This window comes from Azospirillum baldaniorum, from assembly GCF_003119195.2.
Taxonomy (GTDB): Bacteria; Pseudomonadota; Alphaproteobacteria; order Azospirillales; family Azospirillaceae; genus Azospirillum; species Azospirillum baldaniorum.
Window position 1 is genome coordinate 1096145 of sequence record NZ_CP022254.1, and the last position, 22653, is coordinate 1118797.

Here is a 22653-nt window from a genome sequence, read left to right on the forward strand (position 1 = left end):
GGGCGAGACGACCGGCGGCCTCCGCCGGTTTCTCTCTTGCGTGCATTATCGCAGGACCGGTTGGGAGAGGATCACGATGACGGTTGACGGCGCGGCTCGGACCATGAGCTTTGGATCACTCTACCGCCATGGGATGGCCCGGGTCGCCGCCTGCACCACGCCCTGCACCATCGCCGACCCGATGGCGAACGCCGCCGCGGTGCTGGACAGCGTGCGGGAGTGCGACGACCAGGCGGTCGCCGTCGCGCTGTTTCCCGAGCTGGCGCTGTCCGGCTACGCCATCGACGACCTGTTCCTTCAGGACTGCCTGCTCGACGCCGTGGAGAAGGCCGTCGCCCATCTGGTGGAGCAGTCGCGCGACCTGATGCCGCTGATCCTCGTCGGCGCGCCGCTGCGCCACGCCGGTCGCGTCTACAACACGGCGGTCGCCGTGCATCGCGGCCGGCTGCTCGGCGTGGTGCCCAAGGTCCATCTTCCCAATTACCGGGAATTCTACGAGCGCCGCCATTTCGCCTCCGGCGCCGGCACCGAGGGCGGGACGATCCGCATCGGCGCCCGAGACGGCGCCCAAGACGGCGCCCTCGACGCCCCCTTCGGCCCCGACCTGCTGTTCCAGGCGGACGACCTCGACGGTCTGGTCGTCCACGCCGAGGTCTGCGAGGATCTCTGGGTCGCCGTCCCGCCCAGCTCCGAGGCGGCGCTGGCCGGGGCGACGGTGCTGGCGAACCTGTCGGCCAGCAACATCACCATCGGCAAGGCGGAGACCCGCCGCCTGCTCTGCAAGTCGCAATCGGCGCGTTGCATCGCCGCCTATCTCTACTCCTCCGCCGGCGCCGGGGAATCGACCACCGATCTGGCCTGGGACGGGCAGGCGTCGATCTTCGAAAACGGCGAGACGCTGGTCGAGACCGAGCGCTTCCCCAAGGGCGCCCAGATGGCCGTCGCCGACGTCGACCTCGACGTGCTGCGCCAGGAGCGGCTGCGCATGGGCACCTTCGACGACAACCGCCGCTCGCACGGGACGGCCTTCCGGCGGGTCGCCTTCCGCGTCGATCCGCCCGGCGGGGACCTCGGGCTGCGCCGCAACGTGCCCCGCTTCCCCTTCGTCCCGGCGGCGCGGGAGCGTCTGGAGCTCGACTGCTACGAGGCCTACAACATCCAGGTCGCCGGGCTGGTCCAGCGGTTGCGGGCCACGGGCATGCCGCGCATCGTGATCGGCGTGTCGGGCGGGTTGGATTCCACCCACGCCCTGATCGTCGCCGCCCGCGCCATGGACCTGCTCGACCGGCCGCGCACCGACATCCTCGCCTTCACGATGCCGGGCTTCGGCACCAGCGACAAGACCAAGGGCAACGCCCTGCGCCTGATGAGCGCGCTCGGCGTGTCGCACCACGAACTCGACATCCGTCCCGCCGCCAACCAGATGCTCAAGGACATGGACCACCCCTTCGCCCGTGGCGAGGCGGTGTACGATGTGACCTTCGAGAACGTCCAGGCGGGTCTGCGCACCGACTACCTGTTCCGCCTCGCCAACCAGCGGGGCGGCATCGTGCTGGGCACCGGCGACCTGTCGGAGCTGGCGCTGGGCTGGTGCACCTACGGCGTCGGCGACCAGATGGCCCATTACAACGTCAATTCCGGCGTCCCGAAATCGCTGATCCAGCATCTGATCCGCTGGGTCATCGGCTCCCGCCAGTTCCAGGACGAGGTTCTGGACACGCTGGGCGACATCCTGTCCACCGAGATTTCGCCCGAACTGGTCCCCGCCGGCAGCGACCGCGCCCTGCAGAGTTCGGAGGCCGTCGTGGGTCCCTACGAGCTTCAGGACTTTCATCTGTTCCACACGCTGCGCTATGGCCTGCGCCCGTCGAAGATCGCCTTCCTCGCCCTGCACGCTTGGTCCGATCCGGCGCGTGGCGACTGGCCGGCGGGCTATCCGGTGGAGAAGCGCAGCGCCTACACGCTGGCCGAAATCCATTCCTGGCTGCGCGTCTTCATCCAGCGCTTCTTCGGCTTCAGCCAGTTCAAGCGCTCGGCCATGCCCAACGGGCCGAAGGTGACCGCGGGCGGCTCGCTGTCGCCGCGCGGCGACTGGCGCGCCCCGTCCGACGGCAACGCCCGCATCTGGCTGGAGGAGCTGGAGCGCGAGGTGCCGAAGGAGTAGCCGCCCTACCCCGCGTCGCCGGTCCGTTCGTTCATCACCAATCGCCCGGCCGGCCAGGAGCGGACCAGCCCGGCGGCGCGCAGTTCCGGCAGGGCGCGGGCCACAGCATCGTGCGACAGGCCCGTCGCCTCGACCAGCGCTGGCCCGGATTTCGCCCCGTCCGCCAGGGCGCGCAGCACCGCCGCGGTCGGCGTTCCGGCCCGGACGAGCGCCGCCTCGCTGCGGGCGGGCCGGTTTGCCCGGCCGGCAGCGACCAGCGCGGCGATGGCGCGGAGTTGCCCCAGCCGGTGCATCGCCTCGGGTCTGCGGTCCTCGCGCAGCGCCAGCGCCGTGTGGCAGCGGGTAACCTCCCGGGCCAGGGCAGCGAGGTCGGCGGGGCGATCCTGCACGAGGCACAGCGCCGCCTCCTCGGCCAGCGTGTCCAGGTCCGCGTCGGCCTCGTCCCAGCGGTCGGCGGCGACGGCGTTCCGGATGTCGTCGGCCAGGGCCCGATACGCCTCCCCGCTCATGGACAGCCCTCCGTCTTCAGCTCCGACCAGCGTTGCGGTTCCCAGCGCGCCGCGACGCAGCCGGGCTCCGGCGCGTCGATGGGAAGCGACAGCCGGCGGATGCGCGAACTCTGCGCCGGGTCGGCGCGCGGCTGGAAGAACAGCGCGACCCCGCAATCGGTGATGCGCTTGTCCTCCTTCCCATCGGCGTCGCAGACACGGTTGAAGCGGTGCGAGAAGGACATGCTGTTCGCCACCACCACCCGGCACGACCCGGCGCGGGAGGACTCGTCGCCGGCCTGGGCCTGCCACCGCTCCTCCGTCAGGCCGGCGTCCATCACCGGGGTGACGATCCAGTCCAGCAGCTTGGCCCGGCACAGCCACGCCGCCGGCTGCTCGCGCCCCAGATCCTCGCAGATCATCACCGCCAGCCGGCCCATGTTGGGCAACTCGACGATGGTGACGCCGTCCCCCGGCGCGATGAACTCCTTCGCCGCGTCGAGCAACCGCCCGTCCGGGCCGCGCACGTCGTAGGAGCGGCACTGGTCGGCGTCGAGGTCCCAGCAGTGCAGCTTCGTCTGGCGGAAAATCTCGGCCCCCGTCCGGTCGAGCAGAACCGCCGTGCTGCGCGGCTTACCGCCCTCCTCACCATCCTGCCGGACCCCGACGAGAACGTAGCGGATCGGGCCGTCCACCGCGTGACGCCGCACCGCCGCCTGGATGGCGCCGAGCGTCGCGGGACCGGCGGTCACCTCGGGAAACACGATGACGGTCGCCCCTTCGGCGGCCAGCGCGTCGATGGCCGACGCCGCGCGGGCACCGAGAGCGCCGGGAACCGCGGCGTACCAGTCCGCGCCATCCTTGGAAAAGGTCCGCAGGGCGAGGTCGTCCTCGGCGAGGGCGAGCGGGACGACGCCGACGACGGGTGTCCAATCGGGATCGCTGGGGCACTGGTCGGCGACCTCGGCGACGCGTCGGAAGGCCAGCGCGACGGGCCGTTCGCCGTCCTCACCGTGGGGGCACTCCGCCGCGAGGGTCGGCGGCAGCAGAAGCAGGGTGTGGAACAGGTCGGCCACGTCGAAGGACTCGCGCAGGGGCGTGACCTCCCGGATGTTCACCGAGCGGTCGAACAAACCGGGCCGCAGGATGATCTGGCCGTCGGCAACGTCGCTGTTGAAGCGCCCGTGCCGCTTGTACCATTGCCGCGCCCGCAGATGACCATCGGACAGTGCGCGTCGCGACAGGTGGCGCGAGGCCAGCGGCGCGAACCATTGATCGATGGCCTGGGCCGCCAGCACACACCGCTCCAGCGGCGCCACCTCGTCGGACGAGCCGACCCAAGTCTTGAGCATGTCGGCGCCGTCGTAAGCCTCCAACAGCGCCATCAGCCGGCGCAGCACACCGCCCGCATCGTCCGGTGCGAATTCCAGGCGCAGCGCGGCGCGTTCGGTCTCCTTCAGGTCTCGATCCAGTTGGTGCCGCAGCGCAACGAACAGATCAGCCAGATGCATGCCTTCAACCACGCAAAGCGACGGGATGGAGCGGGTGCTATCGACATCCCCTCTCCCCTCTGGGGAGAGGGTTAGGGTGAGGGGGTTGCGCTTGTGCCGGACATACCGCCATGCGCATCCCCCTCACCGGCCCTCCGGGCCACCCTCTCCCCGGAGGGGAGAGGGCTAAGTCACCTGAGGCTAAGTCACCTCAAGCACCCACGCCCATCCTGTTGAACAGCATAGCGGCGGCTTGGTTTCGCGGTTACGTTGTCAGGTAATGGCGCGCCGGACCTCCGCACGCCCCGACGCCGGCACGGCGACGCGCCCATGCAGCCACGCCGGAAGCGCCAGGCTGGCGACCGCCAGGACCGTGATTCCCGTCTTGCCCAAGGCGCCCACCGGCCGCACCGCCTCGTCGATCAGCACGATCCCGTAGGCGAGCACGACGTGGTACGCGTAGACCTGCAGCGAATGGCCGCCGAGATAGCGCAGGAAGCGCAACAGGAAGAGCCGTTGCAGGGCTTGCCCCGCCCAGCGCGCGGCGGGGGACGCCGCCTCGACGCCGGCCGACAGCAGCCACGTCACCAGGAAGGCCAGCGCCGCGAAATTCACCAGGAAGATCAGGCTGAACTCGGTGCGGTCGTGCAGGCTCCAGAAGCGCGCCGCCATGTCCTCCGGCACGAGGTCGAAGGTGAAGGCCAGCCGCCACGCCATGAAGGCGAGCACGACATAGAACGCGACCCGGGCGAGCAGCGTGCGGTCCGGGGCCAACCAGGGGCGCAGGTCGATCCGCTCCGCCGCCATCAGCGTGCCGATCACCAGCCCGGTGACGAACACGATCTGCCACGCCAGCGGGTTGAAGTGCCCGCGCAGGGCAAAATCCGGGATGACCGAGCCGGCCAGCGCCTCCAGCGAGGCGGCCAGCGGCAGATGCAGGCCGAACTGCACCGCCGCCCACAGGGCGAAGCTCCCGGCGATGACCTCCCCGCCCTTGCCCGCGAGGGTCAGGCGGATCAGCAGCGGTGACGCGGCGAGGTACAGCATGTATTGCGGCAGGATGTCCATCAGCGCCGGCTGGTGCAGCAGGAGCAGGACCGCCGGCAGGGCCGGGCCGAGCGCGCTGCCCAGTTGCGACTCCCAGCCGCTGCGCGCGCCGGGGATCAGCAGCGCCATCGCGACGACGGCCGCGAAGACGGCCAATGTGTACAGGTAAAGCTGCCAGACGCGGGCGCGCAGGCGCTTCCCGGCCTCTTCGTCCCGCCCGGCGGCGTAGAGGCGGCCGTAATAGAGCCCGACGATCAGCCCGGAGATGAGGATGAAGCCCTGCGCGTCTTCGACGAAGGCGAGTTGGTTGTGATTGACCAGGGCAACCGGATTTCCCCCGTCGAACCAGATGTGGTTCACCAGCATGAACACGAGGAAATAGCCGCGCAGGCCATCCAGAAGATGGTGCCTGGTCATAACACGTCCCCCACCTATTCGTCCGTATTCCGAATACAGACGAGCCCGGCAAAGCATCCCTTTTGACGAGGAACGAAATGGGGTTAGCCGCCCCCTCGCTTAGCGATGCATTAACCATGATCGCCTGACCATGGCTCTCAGACAGCGTGCCTCGACGAGGCGAACCAGGGGAGCGTGGCTCATGACGGGACGGGTGCTTGGCGGACTGATGGCCGCTTGGGTGTTGTGGAGCGGTGCCGCCGCCGCGTCGGCGCTGTGCCCGATCCCGCCCGGCGCGGATTCCGCCGCCACCGGACTGGTGCACAGCCGGGCCGCCCTGGCCGCCGGGCACCCGCTGACGGTCGTCGCGATGGGGTCGTCCAGCACGGAAGGCGTCGGGGCCACCACCATCACCGCCACCTACCCCGCCCAGCTCGACGCCATTCTGGAGCAGCGTCACGCCACCTCGGCCATCCAGGTCCTGAACAAGGGCATCGGCGGCGAGACGGCGGGGGCCAACCTCGTCCGCTTCGACAAGGACGTGCTGGCCGCCAAGCCGGACCTCGTGGTCTGGCAGGTCGGGACCAACGACAGCTTCCAGAAGGTGCCGCTCGACGCCTTCGCCGCCACCGTTCGCGACGGCATCGCCCGCATCCGCAAGACCGGCGCCGACGTCATCCTGATGAACCCGCAGTCCTTCCCCGGCGAGGCCAAGGTCGAGTCCTACCCCGCCTACGCGTCCACCGTGGTGGCGCTCGGCCGCGAACTCGACGTGCCGGTGCTCGACCGCTACCGCATCATGGCGTGGTGGCTGGAAAGCCGTCACTTCGTTGCCGATCAGGTGCTGAGCACCGATGGCCTGCACCTGAAGGACCTCAGCTACCGCTGTCTGGCGGAGTTCGTCGCCGACATGATCGACACCCCGCGGGTGGTGAGCGAGAAGACCGCGGCGCGCTGAGCCCCCATCATTCGTTCCCAGGAAAGGGTGCCGGTGGTCATGCCAACGGCACCCTTTTGCTATCAGACGACCAGTTGAGCCCCCAGGAACTGCCGGAGCTCCGGGGTGCGGGGGTTGCCGAAGACCTCCTCGGGCGGGCCGATCTCGTGCACGCGGCCCTGGTGCATGAAGACGACCCGGTCGCAGACCTCGCGGGCGAAGCGCATCTCGTGGGTCACCATCATCAGCGTCATGCCGTCGGCGGCCAGTTCCTTCACCACCGCCAGCACCTCGTTCACCAATTCCGGGTCGAGGGCGGACGTGATCTCGTCGCACAGCAGGGCCATCGGCTGCATCGACAGCGCCCGCGCGATGGCGACGCGCTGCTGCTGCCCGCCAGACAGCTGGTCGGGGTAGGCGTCGAACTTGTGGCCCAACCCGACCCGCTCCAGCATGCGGCGGGCCATCGCCTCCGCCTCGCGCGCCGGCGTCTTCTTGACGACCATCTGCGACAGCATGACGTTGCGCCCCGCCGACAGGTGCGGGAACAGGTTGAACTGCTGGAAGATCATGCCGACCTTCAACCGCAGCGCCTTCAGGTGGAGGTCGTCGTTGATGAGCTGGGCGCCGGCCACCATGATCGAGCCGTCGTCGATCATCTCCAGCCCGTTGACGCAGCGCAGAAGCGTGCTCTTGCCCGAACCGCTCTTGCCGATGATGGCGACGACCTCGCCGCGCTCGACGTCCAGGTTGATCCCCTTCAGGACTTCGACGTCGCCGAAGCGCTTCTTCACCTCAGTGATTGCGATGAGCGACATTGAGCTTCCTTTCCAGAATCTGGCTGCTCTTGGACAGGGGCCAGCACAGCGCGAAGTAGATCAGGGCGACCAGCCCGTAGACGGTGAAGGGTTCGAAGGTCGCGTTGGTGACCACCGTGCCGGCCTTGGACAGCTCCACGAAGCCGATGATCGAGGTCAGCGCCGTGCCCTTCACCACCTGCACCGAGAAACCGACGGTGGGCGGGACGGCGACGCGAACCGCCTGGGGCAGGATCACGTAGCGCATCTGCTGGACGTAGCCCATGCCGAGGCTGGCCGACGCCTCCCACTGGCCGCGGGCGACCGATTCCACGCAGCCGCGCCAAATCTCCACGAGGAAGGCCGCCGTCCACAGGACCAGCGCCAGCCCGGCGGCCAGCCAGGCCGGCACGTCGATGCCGAACAGGCCGAGCCCGAAGAAGGCGAGGAAGAGCTGCATCAGCAGCGGCGTGCCCTGGAACAGCTCGACATAGCCCTGGACGAACATCCGTCCGGCCCGCGCCTTGCCGATGCGCAGGTAGAGCAGCGCCATCCCCAAGAGGCCGCCGCCGATGAAGGAGACCAGCGAGAGAACCACCGTCCAGCGCGCCGCCAACAGCAGGTTGCGCAGGATGTCCCACAGGGTGAAGGTCATCATCGCGCGGCCCTCCGCGGGAACAGCATTTTCCCGACGCCGCGCAGCGCCTGCCGCAGGGCCAGCGCCAGCAGCAGATAGAGGCCGGTGGTCAGGAAATAACTCTCGAAGGCGCGGAAGGTCCGCGACTGGATGAAGTTGGCGGCGAAGGTGATGTCCTCAGCCGCGATCTGCGACACCACCGCCGAGCCGAGCATGACGATGACGATCTGCGACGACAGCGCCGGCCAGATCCGTTGCAGGGACGGGATCAGGACGACGTGGCGGAAGGTCTCGAACCGCGTCATGGCGAGGCTGGCCCCGGCCTCGAATTGGCCACGCGGGGTGGCCTCGATGCCGGCGCGGATGATCTCGCCGCTGTAGGCGCCGAGGTTGATGACCATCGCCAGAACCGCCGCCTGGAACTCGGTCATCTGCACGCCGAGCGACGGCAGGCCGAAGAAGATGAAGAAGAGCTGGATCAGGAAGGGCGTGTTGCGGATCAGTTCGACATAGGCGACGACCGGCGGCCGCAGCCAGCGCGGCCCGAGCGACCGCGTCCAGGCGCAGGCGATGCCAAGCGCCACCCCAAACAGCGTGCCGATCAGGGTCAGTTCGACCGTCGTCACCAGCCCCTTCAGGATGACGGGCCAGTATTCGGCGATCCACGAATAATCGAAGCGGTAGGTCATGCGGCCCTCCGGTCAGCCCCCCGTACGCCGGGCCGCCGTGGGGGCCGAAGCCACCCGCGGCGCCCCGGCCTCATCGTCTTCAGAGGTCCTTCGGCAGGTCGGCGGACAGCCACTTCTGCGCGATGGCGTTCAGCGAGCCGTCGGCCTTGGCCGCCGCCAGGATGCCGTTCAGCTTCTCCAGCAGGGCCGGCTGCTCCTTGCTCAGGCCGATGTAGCAGGGGGAGTTCTTGATGAGGAACTTCAGCTCCGGCCGCTTCGGCGGGTTGCGGGCGAGGATCGCCGCCGCCACGACGTTGCCGGTCGCCACCACCTCGACCTGACCGGACAGGAAGGCGGAGATGGTGCCGTTGTTGTCCTCGTAGCGCTTGATGACCGCGTCGGCCGGGGCGATCTTGGTCAGCTCCAGATCCTCGATGGCGCCGCGGGTCACGCCGACGGTCTTGCCGGCCAGATCCTCCGGCTTCGCGGCGGTGACGCCGGCCGGGGCGAAGACGCCGTTGAAGAAGGGCGCGTAGGCGTCGGTGAAGTCGATGACCTTCTCGCGCTCGGCGTTCTTGCCGAGGCTGGAGATCACCAGATCGACCTTGTTGGTCTGCAGGAAGGGGATGCGGTTGGCGCTGGTCACCGGCACCAGTTCCACCTTCACGCCCATCTTGGCGCCGATCAGCTTCGCCACGTCGATGTCGTAGCCGAGCGGGGCCATGTCCGGGCCGACCGAGCCGAAGGGCGGGAAGTCCTGCGGGACGGCGACGCGCAGCGTGCCGCGCTTCGTGATGTCCTGCAGGGCGTCGGCGCGCGCGGCGGGGGCCTGGGCGATGGAAAGGCCGGCGACGGCGGCGACGGCCAGGGCGAGCAGGGTCCTGCGCTTCATGTCTCTAACTCCTCCGGTTCTGGATGGAATGGGTTGCTTGAAAGGGTTCAGGCGGGGGCGCCGGGCGAGAGGATCTCGCGCAGGCCGGCCAGGGGATCGGGGGCGGCGGCGAGGTCGAGGCCGTCCTCGACGCGCCGGATGTGCTCGTCCATCAGCCGCGCCGCCCCGGCGTAGTCGCCGGCGGCCAGCAGCGTCACGATGCCGGCGTGGTCGTCGCTGGACGCCGCGGCGTCCTGGTCGGACTGGTAGAGCATCGAGACCAGCGTCGTGCGCGCGGTCAGGTCGCGCAGGATGTCGGTCAGGAAGGCGTTGCCGAAGGCGTGGGCGAGGTGGATGTGGAAGTCGCCGAGCAGGCAAGTGCGCGACCCGACATGGCCGGTGTGCAGCGCCTCGCGCTCCTCCTCGACATGGGCGCGCAGGTGGGCGACGGCGTCCCCCGGAAGCGTGTGCAGATCGCGCAGCATCCCGGTCTCGATGACCCGCCGCGCCTGGAAGGCGGCCCGCGCCTCCGTCGCCGAGGGCTCCACGACGAACCAGCCGCGCCGGGCGCTGACATGGACGATGCCGCGCGTCTCCAGCCGCATCATCGCTTCCCGCACGCGGGTGCGGGACATGCCGTAGACCTCGGCCAGCTTCGCCTCGCCCAGCCGGGTGCCGGGCCGCAGCCGGCCGCCCAGGATGGCGGAGATCACGCTGTCTTCGATGCTGTCGGGAAGCTGGGTCATCAGGCTGCCGCACCAATCTTGTATACAAGACTGTTGAGCAAGCGGCGTGCCAACCGGAACGGCGCGGAAACGCTGGAGCCCGACCCTTGGCGCGATCAAAAATTGGGCATGACGCCGACCTGATTAAGCCTTATGCACTTTTCTGCGGCATCGCTTCGTTGCGCTTGCCCCGGATGGCGGAGGATGGCGGCGGAGAAGGCGGAACCAACGCCTGCCATCTTCAGTTGGGCTGAGGGACTCTCCCGCTTCGCAAAGAGGACCGTTCCCATGGCTCGTGCAGCCACCCATTCCCTTGCCATCGTCACCGGTGCGTCCACCGGCATCGGCCTCGAACTCGCCAAGCAATGCGCCCGGAATGGCTTCGACCTCCTGATCGCCGCCGACGATCCGGCCATCGAGGAGGCCGCCAGGGAACTCCGCTCCCTCGGTGTGCTGGTCGAAACGGTGCAGGCGGACCTCGCCACCCTCGACGGCGTCGACAAACTCTGCGCGGCGGTGAAAGGCCGGCCGGTCGACGCCCTGCTCGCCAACGCCGGCCACGGGCTGGGCCACGGCTTCCTCGACCAGGATTTCCAGGAGGCCCGCCACGTCATCGACACCAACATCACCGGTACGCTGTACCTGATCCAGACGATCGGCCGCGGCATGCGCGACCGCAAACAGGGCCGCATCCTGATCACCGGCTCGATCGCCGGCTTCATGCCCGGCACCTATCAGGCGGTCTACAACGGCACCAAGGCCTTCATCGACTCCTTCTCCTTCGCGCTGCGCCACGAGATCAAGGACTCCGGCGTGACCGTCACCTGCCTGATGCCCGGCGCCACCGACACCGAGTTCTTCGAGCGCGCCGGCATGGAGGACACCAAGATCGGCCAGGGCAAGAAGGACGACCCGGCGATGGTCGCCAAGGTCGGCTTCGACGCGATGATGCGCGGCGACGGCGACGTGGTGGCCGGCTGGAAGAACAAGCTGCAGACCGCCATGGCCGCCGTGACGCCCTCCGGCGTGCTGGCCGAGCAGCACCGCAAGCAGGCCGAGCCCGGCTCCGGCCACCACTGACGCAAGGCACACCTGCCCCCTTCCCACCCCCCTCCGGAGGAGCCCCGCATGAAAGCCCTGGTCTGGCACGGCACCGCTGACGTCCGTTACGACACCGTCCCCGACCCGGAGATCGAGCAGCCCCGCGACGCCATCGTCAAGGTCACGTCCTGCGCCATCTGCGGTTCGGATCTGCACCTCTACGACCACTTCATGCCCGGCATGGAGAAGGGCGACATCCTGGGTCACGAGTTCATGGGCGAGGTCGTCGACGTCGGGGCCGAGGCCAAGAGCGCCCTGAAGGTCGGCGACCGTGTCGTCGTTCCCTTCACCATCTGGTGCGGCGAGTGCGACCAGTGCCGCCGCGGCAACTATTCGGTCTGCGAGCGCTCCAACCGCAACAAGGCGATGGCCGACAAGCTGTTCGGCCACACCACGGCCGGGCTGTTCGGCTACACCCACCTGACCGGCGGCTATCCCGGCGGGCAGGCGGAGTATGTGCGAGTCCCCTTCGCCGACCGCACCCATGTGAAGATCCCGGACGGGCTGACCGACGAGCAGGTGCTGTTCCTCGGCGACATCTTCCCCACCGGCTGGCAGGCGGCGGCGCAGTGCGACATCCAGCCGACCGACACGGTGGCGATCTGGGGCTGCGGCCCGGTCGGGCAGATGACGATCCGCAGCGCCATCCTGCTGGGCGCCAAGCAGGTCATCGCCATCGACCGCGTGCCCGAGCGCCTGTCCATGGCCAAGGCCGGCGGCGCCATCACCATCAACTTCGAGGAGGAAAGCGTCGTCGAGCGGCTGAACGAGCTGACCGGCGGCAAGGGTCCGGAAAAATGCATCGACGCCGTCGGCATGGAGGCGCACGCCACCGCCACGCTCGATTCCATGTACGACCGCGCCAAGCAGGCGCTGGCCCTGGAATCCGACCGCGCGCATGTGCTGCGCGAGATGATGTATGTCTGCCGCCCCGCCGGCACGCTGTCGATCCCCGGCGTCTATGGCGGGCTGATCGACAAGGTCCCCTTCGGCATGTCGATGAACAAGGGCCTGACCTGGCGCATGGGCCAGACCCACGTCAACCGCTGGACCGACGACCTGCTGCGCCGCATCCAGGAGGGCCAGATCGACCCGTCCTTCGTCATCACCCACACCGTGGGTCTGGCCGACGGGCCGGGCATGTACGAGACCTTCCGCGACAAGCGGGACGGCTGCATCAAGGTCGTTCTCAAGCCGTAACAGGGAGGCGCACCATGGCGCATTACCGCAGGAATTCGTCCGCCGACCGGATGGCGCGCGGCCTGGGCTGGTTCAGCATCGGGCTGGGCGTGGCCCAACTGGTGACCGCCCGGCGCCTCGCCCGCTGGATGGGAATGGAGGAGCAGGCCGGGCTGATCCGTGCCTACGGCGCGCGCGAGATGGCGACCGGCGTCGGTCTGCTGGCGATGGGCGACGCCCGCCCCTGGATGTGGGGGCGGGTTGCCGGAGACGCGCTGGACCTCGCGACTTTGGCGTCGGCGCATCACGACGGCAACCCGCACCGGGAGAACGTCGCCACGGCGCTGGGCGCGGTGGCGGCGATGACGGCGCTCGACGTGCTGTGCACGGCGATGCTGCACCGGGAGGAGGCGACGGCCTGGACGCCGCCCCGCGACTACAGCGACCGCAGTGGTCTGCCGCGCCCGCCCGCCGCCATGCGCGGCACCGCCAAGGACGCCCCGATCCCCACCGACATGCGGACCCCGACCATCCTGCGCTTCGAACCCGCGGGGGCGAATTAGCATGAATAACCCTCTCCCCTCGGGGGAGAGGGTGGCCCGAAGGGCCGGTGAGGGGGTTGCGCGTGACGTGCGTCCGGCAAAAGCGCAACCCCCTCACCCTAAACCCTCTCCCCGGAGGGGAGAGGGGACAACATCCCCTCAACAGCACCCCGCCTTGCCGGCGCCGTAACGGGCCTGCAGACGGTTGTCGAGGAACTCGGTGTAGGTCATCGCCGGCTGGTCGGGGTGCCGGGTCCGCATGTGCTCCAGATAGGTGTCGTAATCCGGCACTCCGATCATGAGCTTGGCCGTCTGCTCGAAGTAACCGCGGAATCGGCTGAGGTTGCTTTTCAAGCCGCTCATCCGTCGTCCTTTTCCAATAGACCGTTCCCTCACTCCCGAAGGGGTGAGGGAACGGTGTGCCCCAACTCAATCCCCGGCCCGCGCGGTGGCGCCGCCCGTCGGGATTTCCCGCGTGGTCGGGCGGTCGCTGCGCAGCGCCTTCAGGCAGGACAGGACGCCGAAGACCAGCACCGCCAGCACCACCAGAACGAACAGCGAGGCGAGCGCCGCGTCCAGGTAATCGTTGAAGATCACCTGCCGCATCTGCTCCATCGAGGTCGCCGGGGCGAGCAGCCGGCCCTCGTTGGCGGCGGTGCTGAACCGCTCGGCGTGGGCGAGGAAGCCGATCGCCGGGTTGCTGTGGAAGACCTTCTGCACGCCCGCGGTCAGGGTGCAGATCAGCAGCCACGCCGCCGGCACCATGGTCACCCAGGCGTAACGCTCCCGCTTCATCCGGAACAGCACCACCGTCGCCAGGATCAGCGCGATCCCCGCCAGCATCTGGTTGGAGATGCCGAACAGCGGCCAGAACGTGTTGATGCCGCCCAGCGGATCGACCACCCCCTGATAGAGGATGTAGCCCCAGGCGGCGACGCACAGGCCGGTGGCGATCAGGTTGCCGGCCCAGGACGCCGTGCGCTGCAGCGGCTTGAAGAAGACGCCCAGCAGATCCTGGAGCATGAACCGCCCGGCGCGGGTGCCGGCGTCGACGGCGGTCAGGATGAACAGCGCCTCGAACAGGATGGCGAAATGGTACCAGAAGGCCATCATGCCCTTGCCGCCGAACAGCTCGGAGAAGATCTGCGCCATGCCGACCGCCAGGGTCGGCGCGCCGCCGGCCCGCGACAGGATGCTCACCTCGCCGACGTCCTGCGCCGTCTGGGTGATCATCTCCGGCGTGATGACGAAACCCCAGTTGTTGATGACCTGGGCCGCCGACTCCGCCGTGGTGCCGAGCAGCGCGGGCGGGCTGTTCATGGCGAAATAGATGCCCGGCTCGATGCAGGAGGCGGCGACCAGCGCCATGACGGCGACGAAGGACTCGGTCAGCATGCCGCCGTAGCCGATGAAGCGGGTGTGGAGTTCGTTCTCCACCATCTTCGGCGTGGTGCCGGAGGAGATCAGGGCGTGGAAGCCCGACACCGCGCCGCAGGCGATGGTGATGAACAGGAACGGGAACAGGCTGCCCGACCACACCGGGCCGGTGCCGTCGATGAAGCGGGTGACGCTGGGCATCTTCATCGGCGGCGCGACGAGCAGGATGCACAGCGCCAGCATCACGATGGTGCCGACCTTGAGGAAGGTCGACAGGTAGTCGCGCGGGGCCAGCAGCAGCCACACCGGCAGCACCGACGCCACGAAGCCGTAGCCGATCAGGATCCAGGTGATCTGCACGCCGGTCAGCGTGAAGACCGGCGCCCACGTCTCGCTCTGCGCCACCTGCCCGCCGAGCAGGATCGCCGCGATCAGCAGGAAGAAGCCGATGATGGAGATCTCGCCGATCCGGCCGGGGCGCAGGAAGCGCATGTAGATGCCCATGAACAGGGCGATCGGCACGGTGGCGGCGACCGTGAAGAAGCCCCACGGGCTGTTGGTCAGCGCCTTGACCACGACCAGGGCCAGCACCGCCAGGATGATGACCATGATCATGAAGGTGCCGAACAGGGCGATGACGCCGGGGATGTCCCCCAGCTCGGCCTTGATCAGCTCACCCAGCGACCGCCCGTCGCGGCGCATCGAGACGAACAGGATCATGAAGTCCTGCACCGCCCCGGCGACCACCACGCCGGCCAGAATCCACAGCATGCCCGGCAGATAGCCCATCTGGGCCGCCAGCACCGGGCCGACCAGCGGGCCGGCGCCGGCGATGGCCGCGAAATGGTGGCCGAACAGGACGTACTGGTTGGTCGGGACGTAGTCCAACCCGTCGTTGTGGCGCATCGCCGGAGTCGGGCGCGCCGGGTCCAGCCGCATGACGCGGGTGGCGATGAACAGGCTGTAGTAGCGGTACGACACTAGGTAAGTACAGACGGCGGCAACGACCAGCCAGAGGGCGTTGATGGTCTCGCCGCGCGCCAGCGCGACGGTGCCGAGCGCGAAGGCGCCCAGCACGGCGAGGACCAGCCACGGCGCGTGATTGAGGATGCGGGGCATGCGTACTCCTCCCAAACGATTCGCAATCGTTGAAAAGCACGATGAACCTGATGAAAACGATGGAGAATCATCCTCTCATCACGCCCGAACGGGAAGAGCAAACTCGCCGGTCGCGACAAAATGGGTCAAAAATAAGGCGTACCCTCAATTTGGGCGGGCTGCCCACCGCCCTCGGACGATCAGGGCGCCATGGACGACTCCGGCGCCCAGGCTGGTGTGGCCGCTAAACATGACGAGGCCGAGTCCCCAACCCTGCCACGACACGAGGAGGCCCAGCGCCCCCAGCAGGGAAACGGCCCCGCCGACGCGCAAGGCGAGCGTCGCGGGGCCCGGCAGGGACCGTCCGAACAGGTCGTGCTGCGGACGGTCCATCGCGACGGCCAGGGCGGCGAACCCGGTCAGGCACAGGATGAAGGACGACAGGTGGATCATGCTCATCCCTCGCGCAGAACGGCGCCACCGGCCGGCTTATTAACGGATTCGCGGGCCGGCTTGCGGGCCGGCCGCGTCTTGGGTTGGTGGCGGAGCGTGCGGACCGCCAGGACGGCGTGGAGCGCCGCCAGCGCCCAGCACATCAGGTCCATGCCGATGAACACCCAATCGCCTTCGGCCAAGCTGCGCCACAGCGGCCGCTGCGTGGTCGCGGCGTTGAGCACGGGCAGCAGCGCCAGCAGCGCCGCGGCCAGCCACAGCTGCTCGACCCAGGCCTTCTTCGCCGGGCGCAGCACGCCGTGCAGCAGCGTCAGCGTCCAGACGATGAAGAAGCTGTGGATCTCCCAGTTGGCGCGATCCGCCAGGGACTCCGGCAGCAGGCGGTTCGCCCACAGGAAGGCCGCCATGGCAACCGACAGGCCGGCGATGCTGGCGATGTTCAGCCGCTCCACGACGTGGAAGCCGACATGGGGCCGGGCCGGATCGGGCAGCTTCTGCCGCCGCTTCACCGTCCACATCACCAGACCGGTGCCCACCATGGCGGTACCGGCGAGGCTGACGAGGAAATACAGCCAGCGCGTCACCGAGTCGCTGAAGCGTCCCAGATGCAGGGCGTAGAGCACGCCGCGGGTCTCCGCCGCCGGCCCCACCCCTTCATGGACGGCCAGCAGTTTGCCGGTGGTCCCTTCGAATTCCAGATACTGCGGGCTCATCGAGACGCGCCCGCCGTCGCCACGCGCCACCGCCACCCGCGCCGCCGCGTCGCCGGGATGGGTGGCGGTGACCCGCCCGACGCCGTCGCGGCCCCAGCGCTCCTGGGCGTGGCGCACCATGTCCTCGATCGAGGCGAGCGGCGCCTTTTCGCCGCTGGGCTTGCCCGGCTGGATGAAGGCGCTGAGTTCGGCGTTGAACTGCTGGCGCTCCGCCGCGGTCTTGATCCCCGCCTGCTGGCCCCAGGGCATGTAGAGCGCCATCAGCGTCACCAGCCCGGTGTAGGTGATCATGGCGTGGAAGGGCAGCCCGAACACCGACAGCGCGTTGTGCGCGTCGAGCCAGGAGCGCTGCCCCTTGCCCCAGCGGAAGGTGAAGAAATCGACGAAGATCTTCTTGTGGGTGATGACCCCGCTGACGATGGCCACCAGCATGAACATGGCCGCGATTCCCGCGATCCAGCGCCCCCACACCACCGGCATGTAATGGAACTGGAAATGGAAGCGGTAGAAGAAGTCGCCGCCCAGCGTCGCGCGCGACGACACCGTCTGACCCGTCGCCGGGTCGAAATTGCCCTCGCCGAAACCGCGCTGGCCGGGGGCCGCCCCGGCGGTGCGCCAGAAGGCGTAGACGCTGTTGTTGCGGGCGTCCGGCAGGCGCAGGCTCCATTGCGGGCTGCCCGGCACCAGGGCGACGAGTTCGTCGGCCACCCGCTGGGCCACCTGGGCCTGATCCGGCACCCCGCTCTGCACCGGCAGTTCGGGGCGCATCCATTGCGACAGCTCGTCCTTGAAGTAGGACACCGTCCCGGTGAGGAACATCGCGTAGAGCACCCAGCCGAGAAGCAGCCCGACCCACGTGTGCAGGTCGGACATGCTCTGGCGAAGGCCGCGGCCGTCGGGGCGCGCTTGCTGGTCCGTCGTCACGCTCGGCTCCCCATCACCAGACCGACCACGCCGCCAGCAACAGCGGCGCGGCCACGACAAGAAGGCCCGCCCAGGCGCGCAGCGCGCTGCGGACCGCGAAGACCCAGATCACGGCGGCGGCATAGACGAGGAAACTCGCCATCTCGCCGGTGAGCACCGCCTGCGGCGTGCTCATGGGAAGCGCCAGCACCGCCACGCTGGCGAGTGCGGCCAGCGCATAGCCGCCGAACAGGGCGGCGGCTATGCGCGAGACGAGCGGGCCAACAGAGCGGACCCGTCCGGCCACGGAGGTCATTTGTTGGGCGTCGCCGCCGGGCCGGCGGGGACCGGCGCCAGACCCTCGGGGTGGACATAGGTCACCGTGGTGACGTAGCTGACGCCGTCGTATTTCTCGGCCCCGTTGGTGCCCTGGCGCTCGCCGGGGGTGCGCTCGTTCAGGCTGACTTCGGCCACGTAGGTGCCCTTCCACGGCAGGTCGAAGGTGACCAGACCCTGCTCGTCGCTGTGCTCCTCCTTGGCCCAGCCGGACTGGGTGACCAGCATCACCTTGGTCTTGGCCTTGGGCTGACCCTGGAAGACCAGCTTGAACTGGCCGGGCTTGCCGGTGGGCACCAGATCCAGCGTCAGCTTCGGCGCCTGCTCGGCGAAGCCGGTGATCAGGCGCGCGGCGGGGTGGAACCAGTTGGTGGTCTCCTTGTCGCCCTGCTTCCACGTGTAGAGCGGGTAGAGCGTGTCCTCGGCGACGATGCTCTCGCCGTTGGCGGCCTTGAAGGGCAGCGCGAAGCCGTCGGCGGTCTTGGCGGCCTCGGCCTTCTGCTCGCCCTTGGCGGAGAGGAGGGTGCCGGCCGGCTTGCCGAACTTGTCGAGCAGGCCGGGCGAGACCTCGCGCAGATTCTCGCCGAACTCCCCGAAGCGGATCGTGGCGTTGCCCTGGTCGGGCTGCTCGATCCAGATCTGGTGGGCTTGGGCGGGCATGGTGGCGGGCATGGCGAAGCCCAGCGCGGCGATGAGAGCGAGCGACAGTTTGTTCATGGTGAAATCCAGGAAGATCGAGAGGTTCAGAAGTCGACGGTGGCGGACAACAGCACCGTCCGCGGCGAACCGACGGTCACGTAGGTGCCGGTGGTCAGCCAGTACTCCTTGTCGAAGAGGTTCTCGACGCTGGCGCGCAGCACGACCGGCTTGCCCGACACGTCGGTGGTGTACCGGGCACCGATGTCGAAGCGGGTCCAGCCGTCGAAACGCAGCGTGTTGGCGTTGGTCAGGTAGGAGCCGGAGGTGTGGATCACGCGTCCGTTGAGGGCGAGGCCCTCGACCCACGGGGTGTCCCAATCCAGGCTGGCGGAGAAGCTCTTGTCCGGCACGCCGGCGGCGTCGTTGCCCTCTTCCGAGGCGACGGCGGTCTTCGTCAGCTCCGGCTTCAGGAAGGTCGCGCTGGCCATGGCGCGCAGGCCGGGCAGGATCTCGCCGTAGGCGGACAGCTCCAGGCCGCGGTTGCGCTGCTCGCCGTCATAGGCCAGCTCGTTGGACGTGGTGCGGATCGAGCTGGGGCGGGTGATCTGGAACACCGCGGCCGTGGTCGTGATGGTCCCCCAGTCGACCTTGACGCCGCCCTCGAGCTGCTTCGACTTGTAGGGTTCGAGAACCGCGCCGGTGTTGGCGTAGCCGGCGCCGACGATGGTGCCGCGCGACAGGCCCTCGGCGTAGTTGCCGTAGACCGCGACGTTCTCCAGCGGCTTGACGACCAGACCGGCGAGCGGCGTCGTGGCGCTGGCGTTGTAGTTGCTGGTCTGCGCGCCGGTCGTCGTGCTGAAGCCTTTCACCTTCACCGTCTGGTCGCGCACGCCGAGCGTCAGCAGGACACGGTCGTTGACGAAGGACAGCGTGTCGGCGATGGCGATGCTGCTCAGCGTCGTCTCGGCCGACTTGCGCGGGTCGGTGCGCGGCGCGGTGATGACGGGCAGCGGCGCCGGGTTGTAGATGTTCGACGGGGCCGAGCCGGCGGCCTGGATGTAGGCGTTGCCCTCCTCCCGCTGGAACCCGGTGTAGCCGATGTTGACCTGATGGCGGACGGGACCCGTCTCGAAGCGCAGGCGCGCGCCGGCCGTGCCACTGACCGTCTCGCTGTAGGAGTCGTAGTAGGAGTTGCGGACCGTGAAGTTGCCGAGCGCGTTCACGGCGGGGTTGGACTGCGGGAACACCTGATCGTTGGTGCCGTCGCGGTAGCCGATGCCGGCGTAGGCGGTCAGCCACTCCGTGACGTCGAACTCGATGTTCGAGGCGATGGTCTTGTCCTTCTGGACCAGCGTCGTGCCCGGGTACCAGTTGCTCCGCGCGTCGGGCGGCGACGGGATCGCCGTCGTCGTGGGGAGGATGCTAATCTGCGGGCGGAAATTGTCGGTGTCGTCGCGCTGGATGATGCCGTCGAGCGACCAGCGCAGCCGCTCGCCCCGGTAATCCACGGCCAGCGAGCCGAGGCCGGTCTTGACGTCTCCGTCCTCGATCGAGGCCTCGCCGCCGCGCAGCAGCCCGTTGAAGCGCACGCCCCAGGCGTTGTTCTCGCCGAAGCGGCGCCCGGTGTCGACATGGACGCCGAAGTTGGCGTCGCTCTGGTACAGCCCGGTCACGCGGGTCAGCGGCTGATCGCCGGCGCGCTTGCTGAGAATGTTGATGCCGCCGCCGATGCTGCCATTGGGGGCGATGCCGTTGATCAGCGCGCCCGGCCCCTTCAGCAGCTCGATCCGCTCGATGATCTGCGACGGCACGCGGTTGGAGGACACCAGCCCGTACATGCCGTTGAAGCCGACGTCACCGGACGGAACGGCGAAGCCGCGGATCTGAAAGGTGTCGTCGAAGCCGTTGCCGCCGGTGGTCGTGCGCACCGACGAATCGTTGATCAGCGTGTCCGCCGCCGTGCGCGCCTGCTGGTTCTCGATCAGTTCGGAGGTGTAGTTCGTCGTGCTGAACGGCGTGTCCAGCGTGTTCTTCGTGCCCAGCAGGCCCAGGGTCCCGCCGCGCGCCACCTGACCGCCGGCGTAGGGCGGCGGCGGCTCGCCCGGCAGCGCGCCGGCGTTGGCCGACACCTGGACGGAGGGCAGCACTGTCGCCCCGGCCGGGGCGTTCACGACCGGCGAAGACCCTTGCGCGACGAGGCCGTACCCCGAGGAGGTGCCCGCGAGCTGATAACCGCTGCCGTCCAGCAGGCGGCGCAAGCCGTCCTCGACCGTCGTCGTTCCGCGCAGCCCCTGGGAGGTCTTGCCCCGGACCTGCGCCGGGTCCACGGCGATGCTCACCCCGGCCTGGGCGGCGAAGCTGCGCAGCGCGGTGTCCAGCGGTCCCGCCGGCACGTTGGCGTCGATCGTGCGCGCCGCCGTCTGGGCCTGCGCGGCCGGCGCGAAGGAAAGGCCGCCCACGAGGACGGCGCTGGCAAAGCAAACGGCCATGGCGACCGGGCGCAGACCCGGTGCGAAGACATCATGCGCGGCGCCGCGGCGGCGGGCGGTCAGGCGCAGAGAGCCCTTGCCGCAAGATTGAGGCATTGTGCCTGTTCCTCTACCAAAAGGTGTATATGTGGCGCAGCGTTAGCGACCGGCACCCTGTCCGTTTCAAAAAAGCCGAACGTCTGCGCTGATCGCCTGAATGCGAATGATTTTCATTCTAAGCATCAGCCGACGGATCGCGCAAGGGGGCAACGTCACCGTTCCGGTGATCGTTTATGTCTTTATGTCCGTGATTTTCTTACGGGAATTCTGGATGCTTCAAGTCCCTTCCCCCCACAGGGGAGAGGGTTATGAAGCCCCCGGCAGGCTTCAGGCGCTGCCCCGTACCAGCAATTCGAACCCCACGTCCTGGGTGCGGTTCTCCACCTCGCCGCCCTGCATCCGCCGCAGCAGGAGGTTGGCGGATTCCGTGCCGATCTTGCGGCTGGCGATGGCGATGGTGGTCAGGCCCGGCGTCAGTTGCCCGGCGATGTCGTAATTGCCGAACCCGGTGATCGCCAGATCCTTCGGCACCGAGATCCCCAGGCCGCTGCAGGCCAGCAGGGCGCCGGAGGCCAGCACGTCGCTGACGAACACCACGGCGTCGGTGTCGGGATGCTGCTCCCGGACCAGCTTCAGCAGCTCCACGCCGGTCGCCATCACCATCGGCCCGCTGGCGACGGTGACGACGCGCGGCGTCACGCCCGGGAAATGACGTTCATGGGCGTCCTGGAAGCCCTTCAGACGCTCCTTGGCGCGGTGGTCGCCCGGCTTCATGACGCCCGTGAAGGCCAGCCGGCGGTAGCCGCGCCCCACCAGATGGTCGACCACGCTCATCAGGGCGGCGTGGTTGGAGAAGCCGACCAGCATGTCGACGGGGCGGTTCGTCCAACTCCAGCTTTCGACCACCGGAACCCCGGTGCGCTTCAGGAGGGCCGTGGTTTCCTGGGTGTGGCGGGTGCCGATGATGAAGAAGCCGTCGGGGCGCCGCCCGCTGAAGCTGCGGACCAGCGACTCCTCCCGCCCCGCCATGTAGTCGGTGTGGCCGAGGAAGACCTGATAGCCCTCCGGCAGCAGGACGTCGGTCAGGCCCTGGATGGTTTCCGCGAAGATCGAGGCGGAGATGGTCGGGATGATCGCCGCCACCGTCATGCTGCGGTTGGAGGCGAGGTGGCTCGCCGCCAGGTTCTGCACGTAGCGGGTTTCGCGCACCGCCTCCTCGATGCGGGCGAGCGTGTCCGGGCCGACGCTGCGCGGATCGCGGAGCGCGCGCGAGACCGTCTGCGTGGAGACCCCGGCGGCCTGCGCCACATCGGCCATCGTCACCGCGCGGGTCGCGGAGCGCCGCCGTGACTCCGCCTTCCTGAGCGAAAGCTGTCCTTCGTCCGTCACCTGGGATGACCTCTTATCCTGCCTCCGCCGGCCCGCCTTCGGGCACCGACCGGCCGCCTTCTTGTGCATGGCCGCGCCCGCCGTTGCAAGCCGGGCGCGGCCCGTTTCCACAATCCATAGCGCATTTCATGTTAGCGGTCACGTGAACGCTAACGCGATCGCACGCTGAAGATGC

21 protein-coding genes are annotated in these 22653 nt (G+C 68.8%); 5 read left to right on the forward strand and 16 right to left on the reverse strand.

Going from position 1 to position 22653, the window contains the following annotated elements; genetic code table 11:
• Positions 1–103: 103 nt before the first annotated feature.
• Positions 104–2164, forward strand: a complete 2061-nt coding sequence (locus Sp245p_RS19325) for an NAD(+) synthase (protein WP_041812749.1) — start codon at positions 104–106, stop codon at positions 2162–2164.
• Positions 2165–2169: 5 nt separating this feature from the next.
• Here the strand turns inward: Sp245p_RS19325 and Sp245p_RS19330 are convergent, their stop codons facing one another.
• The 3 genes from Sp245p_RS19330 to Sp245p_RS19340 form a co-directional block, all read right to left on the reverse strand.
• Positions 2170–2673, reverse strand: coding sequence for a hypothetical protein (locus Sp245p_RS19330; protein WP_014197874.1), 504 nt, complete (start codon positions 2671–2673; stop codon positions 2170–2172).
• Complete coding sequence (locus tag Sp245p_RS19335) at positions 2670–4163, reverse strand: nitrilase-related carbon-nitrogen hydrolase (RefSeq protein ID WP_014197875.1); 1494 nt, start codon at positions 4161–4163, stop codon at positions 2670–2672. The genes Sp245p_RS19330 and Sp245p_RS19335 overlap by 4 nt, the downstream gene beginning before the upstream one ends.
• 252 nt (positions 4164–4415) lie before the next feature.
• Positions 4416–5606 (reverse strand): OpgC family protein, encoded by a 1191-nt coding sequence (locus tag Sp245p_RS19340; RefSeq protein ID WP_014197876.1) that lies wholly within the window; start codon positions 5604–5606, stop codon positions 4416–4418.
• Between the two features lie 181 nt (positions 5607–5787).
• On the opposite strand from Sp245p_RS19340, the gene Sp245p_RS19345 reads away from it, so the two are divergent.
• Positions 5788–6543: an SGNH/GDSL hydrolase family protein gene (locus Sp245p_RS19345; RefSeq protein WP_014197878.1), complete on the forward strand. Its 756-nt coding sequence runs from the start codon at positions 5788–5790 to the stop codon at positions 6541–6543.
• A 62-nt stretch (positions 6544–6605) separates the two neighbouring features.
• On the opposite strand, the gene Sp245p_RS19350 is transcribed toward Sp245p_RS19345, so the two are convergent.
• The 5 genes from Sp245p_RS19350 to Sp245p_RS19370 form a co-directional block, all read right to left on the reverse strand.
• Positions 6606–7340: an amino acid ABC transporter ATP-binding protein gene (locus Sp245p_RS19350; protein ID WP_014197879.1), complete on the reverse strand. Its 735-nt coding sequence runs from the start codon at positions 7338–7340 to the stop codon at positions 6606–6608.
• Positions 7318–7977 carry an amino acid ABC transporter permease gene (locus Sp245p_RS19355; protein WP_014197880.1) on the reverse strand — a complete coding sequence of 220 codons (660 nt, stop codon included), beginning with the start codon at positions 7975–7977 and terminating at the stop codon, positions 7318–7320. Before Sp245p_RS19355 ends, Sp245p_RS19350 begins: the two co-directional genes overlap by 23 nt.
• Positions 7974–8645, reverse strand: coding sequence for an amino acid ABC transporter permease (locus tag Sp245p_RS19360; protein WP_014197881.1), 672 nt, complete (start codon positions 8643–8645; stop codon positions 7974–7976). Before Sp245p_RS19360 ends, Sp245p_RS19355 begins: the two co-directional genes overlap by 4 nt.
• A gap of 79 nt (positions 8646–8724) precedes the next feature.
• Positions 8725–9516, reverse strand: a complete 792-nt coding sequence (locus tag Sp245p_RS19365) for a transporter substrate-binding domain-containing protein (RefSeq protein ID WP_014197882.1) — start codon at positions 9514–9516, stop codon at positions 8725–8727.
• Between the two features lie 47 nt (positions 9517–9563).
• Positions 9564–10241 carry a GntR family transcriptional regulator gene (locus Sp245p_RS19370; RefSeq protein ID WP_014197883.1) on the reverse strand — a complete coding sequence of 226 codons (678 nt, stop codon included), beginning with the start codon at positions 10239–10241 and terminating at the stop codon, positions 9564–9566.
• A 267-nt stretch (positions 10242–10508) separates the two neighbouring features.
• Between Sp245p_RS19370 and Sp245p_RS19375 the strand changes: the two genes are divergently transcribed.
• The 3 genes from Sp245p_RS19375 to Sp245p_RS19385 are packed head-to-tail and all read left to right on the forward strand — an operon-like array spanning position 10509 to position 13063.
• The gene (locus Sp245p_RS19375) at positions 10509–11300 is read left to right on the forward strand and encodes an SDR family NAD(P)-dependent oxidoreductase (protein WP_040134629.1); all 792 of its coding nucleotides are present in this window, start codon (positions 10509–10511) and stop codon (positions 11298–11300) included.
• A gap of 48 nt (positions 11301–11348) precedes the next feature.
• A complete protein-coding gene (locus tag Sp245p_RS19380; protein ID WP_014197886.1) occupies positions 11349–12521 on the forward strand; it encodes a zinc-dependent alcohol dehydrogenase in 1173 nt (390 codons plus the stop codon).
• Positions 12522–12535: 14 nt separating this feature from the next.
• Complete coding sequence (locus Sp245p_RS19385) at positions 12536–13063, forward strand: hypothetical protein (RefSeq protein ID WP_014197887.1); 528 nt, start codon at positions 12536–12538, stop codon at positions 13061–13063.
• A 138-nt stretch (positions 13064–13201) separates the two neighbouring features.
• On the opposite strand, the gene Sp245p_RS19390 is transcribed toward Sp245p_RS19385, so the two are convergent.
• The 8 genes from Sp245p_RS19390 to Sp245p_RS19425 all read right to left on the reverse strand — a co-directional run bounded on the left by Sp245p_RS19390 (position 13202) and on the right by Sp245p_RS19425 (position 22478).
• Positions 13202–13405 (reverse strand): YbdD/YjiX family protein, encoded by a 204-nt coding sequence (locus Sp245p_RS19390; RefSeq protein ID WP_014197888.1) that lies wholly within the window; start codon positions 13403–13405, stop codon positions 13202–13204.
• A gap of 66 nt (positions 13406–13471) precedes the next feature.
• Positions 13472–15538 (reverse strand): carbon starvation CstA family protein, encoded by a 2067-nt coding sequence (locus tag Sp245p_RS19395; RefSeq protein ID WP_014197889.1) that lies wholly within the window; start codon positions 15536–15538, stop codon positions 13472–13474.
• A 144-nt stretch (positions 15539–15682) separates the two neighbouring features.
• A complete protein-coding gene (locus Sp245p_RS19400) occupies positions 15683–15970 on the reverse strand; it encodes a DUF3325 domain-containing protein (RefSeq protein WP_041812360.1) in 288 nt (95 codons plus the stop codon).
• 2 nt (positions 15971–15972) lie between these two features.
• A complete protein-coding gene (locus Sp245p_RS19405) occupies positions 15973–17556 on the reverse strand; it encodes a PepSY-associated TM helix domain-containing protein (protein ID WP_109138879.1) in 1584 nt (527 codons plus the stop codon).
• A gap of 64 nt (positions 17557–17620) precedes the next feature.
• A complete protein-coding gene (locus Sp245p_RS19410) occupies positions 17621–17902 on the reverse strand; it encodes a DUF3649 domain-containing protein (RefSeq protein WP_014197892.1) in 282 nt (93 codons plus the stop codon).
• Positions 17899–18639, reverse strand: coding sequence for a cobalt ABC transporter substrate-binding protein (locus Sp245p_RS19415; protein ID WP_014197893.1), 741 nt, complete (start codon positions 18637–18639; stop codon positions 17899–17901). Before Sp245p_RS19415 ends, Sp245p_RS19410 begins: the two co-directional genes overlap by 4 nt.
• A 26-nt stretch (positions 18640–18665) precedes the next feature.
• Positions 18666–21146, reverse strand: a complete 2481-nt coding sequence (locus Sp245p_RS19420) for a TonB-dependent receptor (protein WP_246119795.1) — start codon at positions 21144–21146, stop codon at positions 18666–18668.
• Positions 21147–21416: 270 nt separating this feature from the next.
• The gene (locus Sp245p_RS19425; RefSeq protein WP_014197896.1) at positions 21417–22478 is read right to left on the reverse strand and encodes a LacI family DNA-binding transcriptional regulator; all 1062 of its coding nucleotides are present in this window, start codon (positions 22476–22478) and stop codon (positions 21417–21419) included.
• Positions 22479–22653 lie beyond the last annotated feature (175 nt).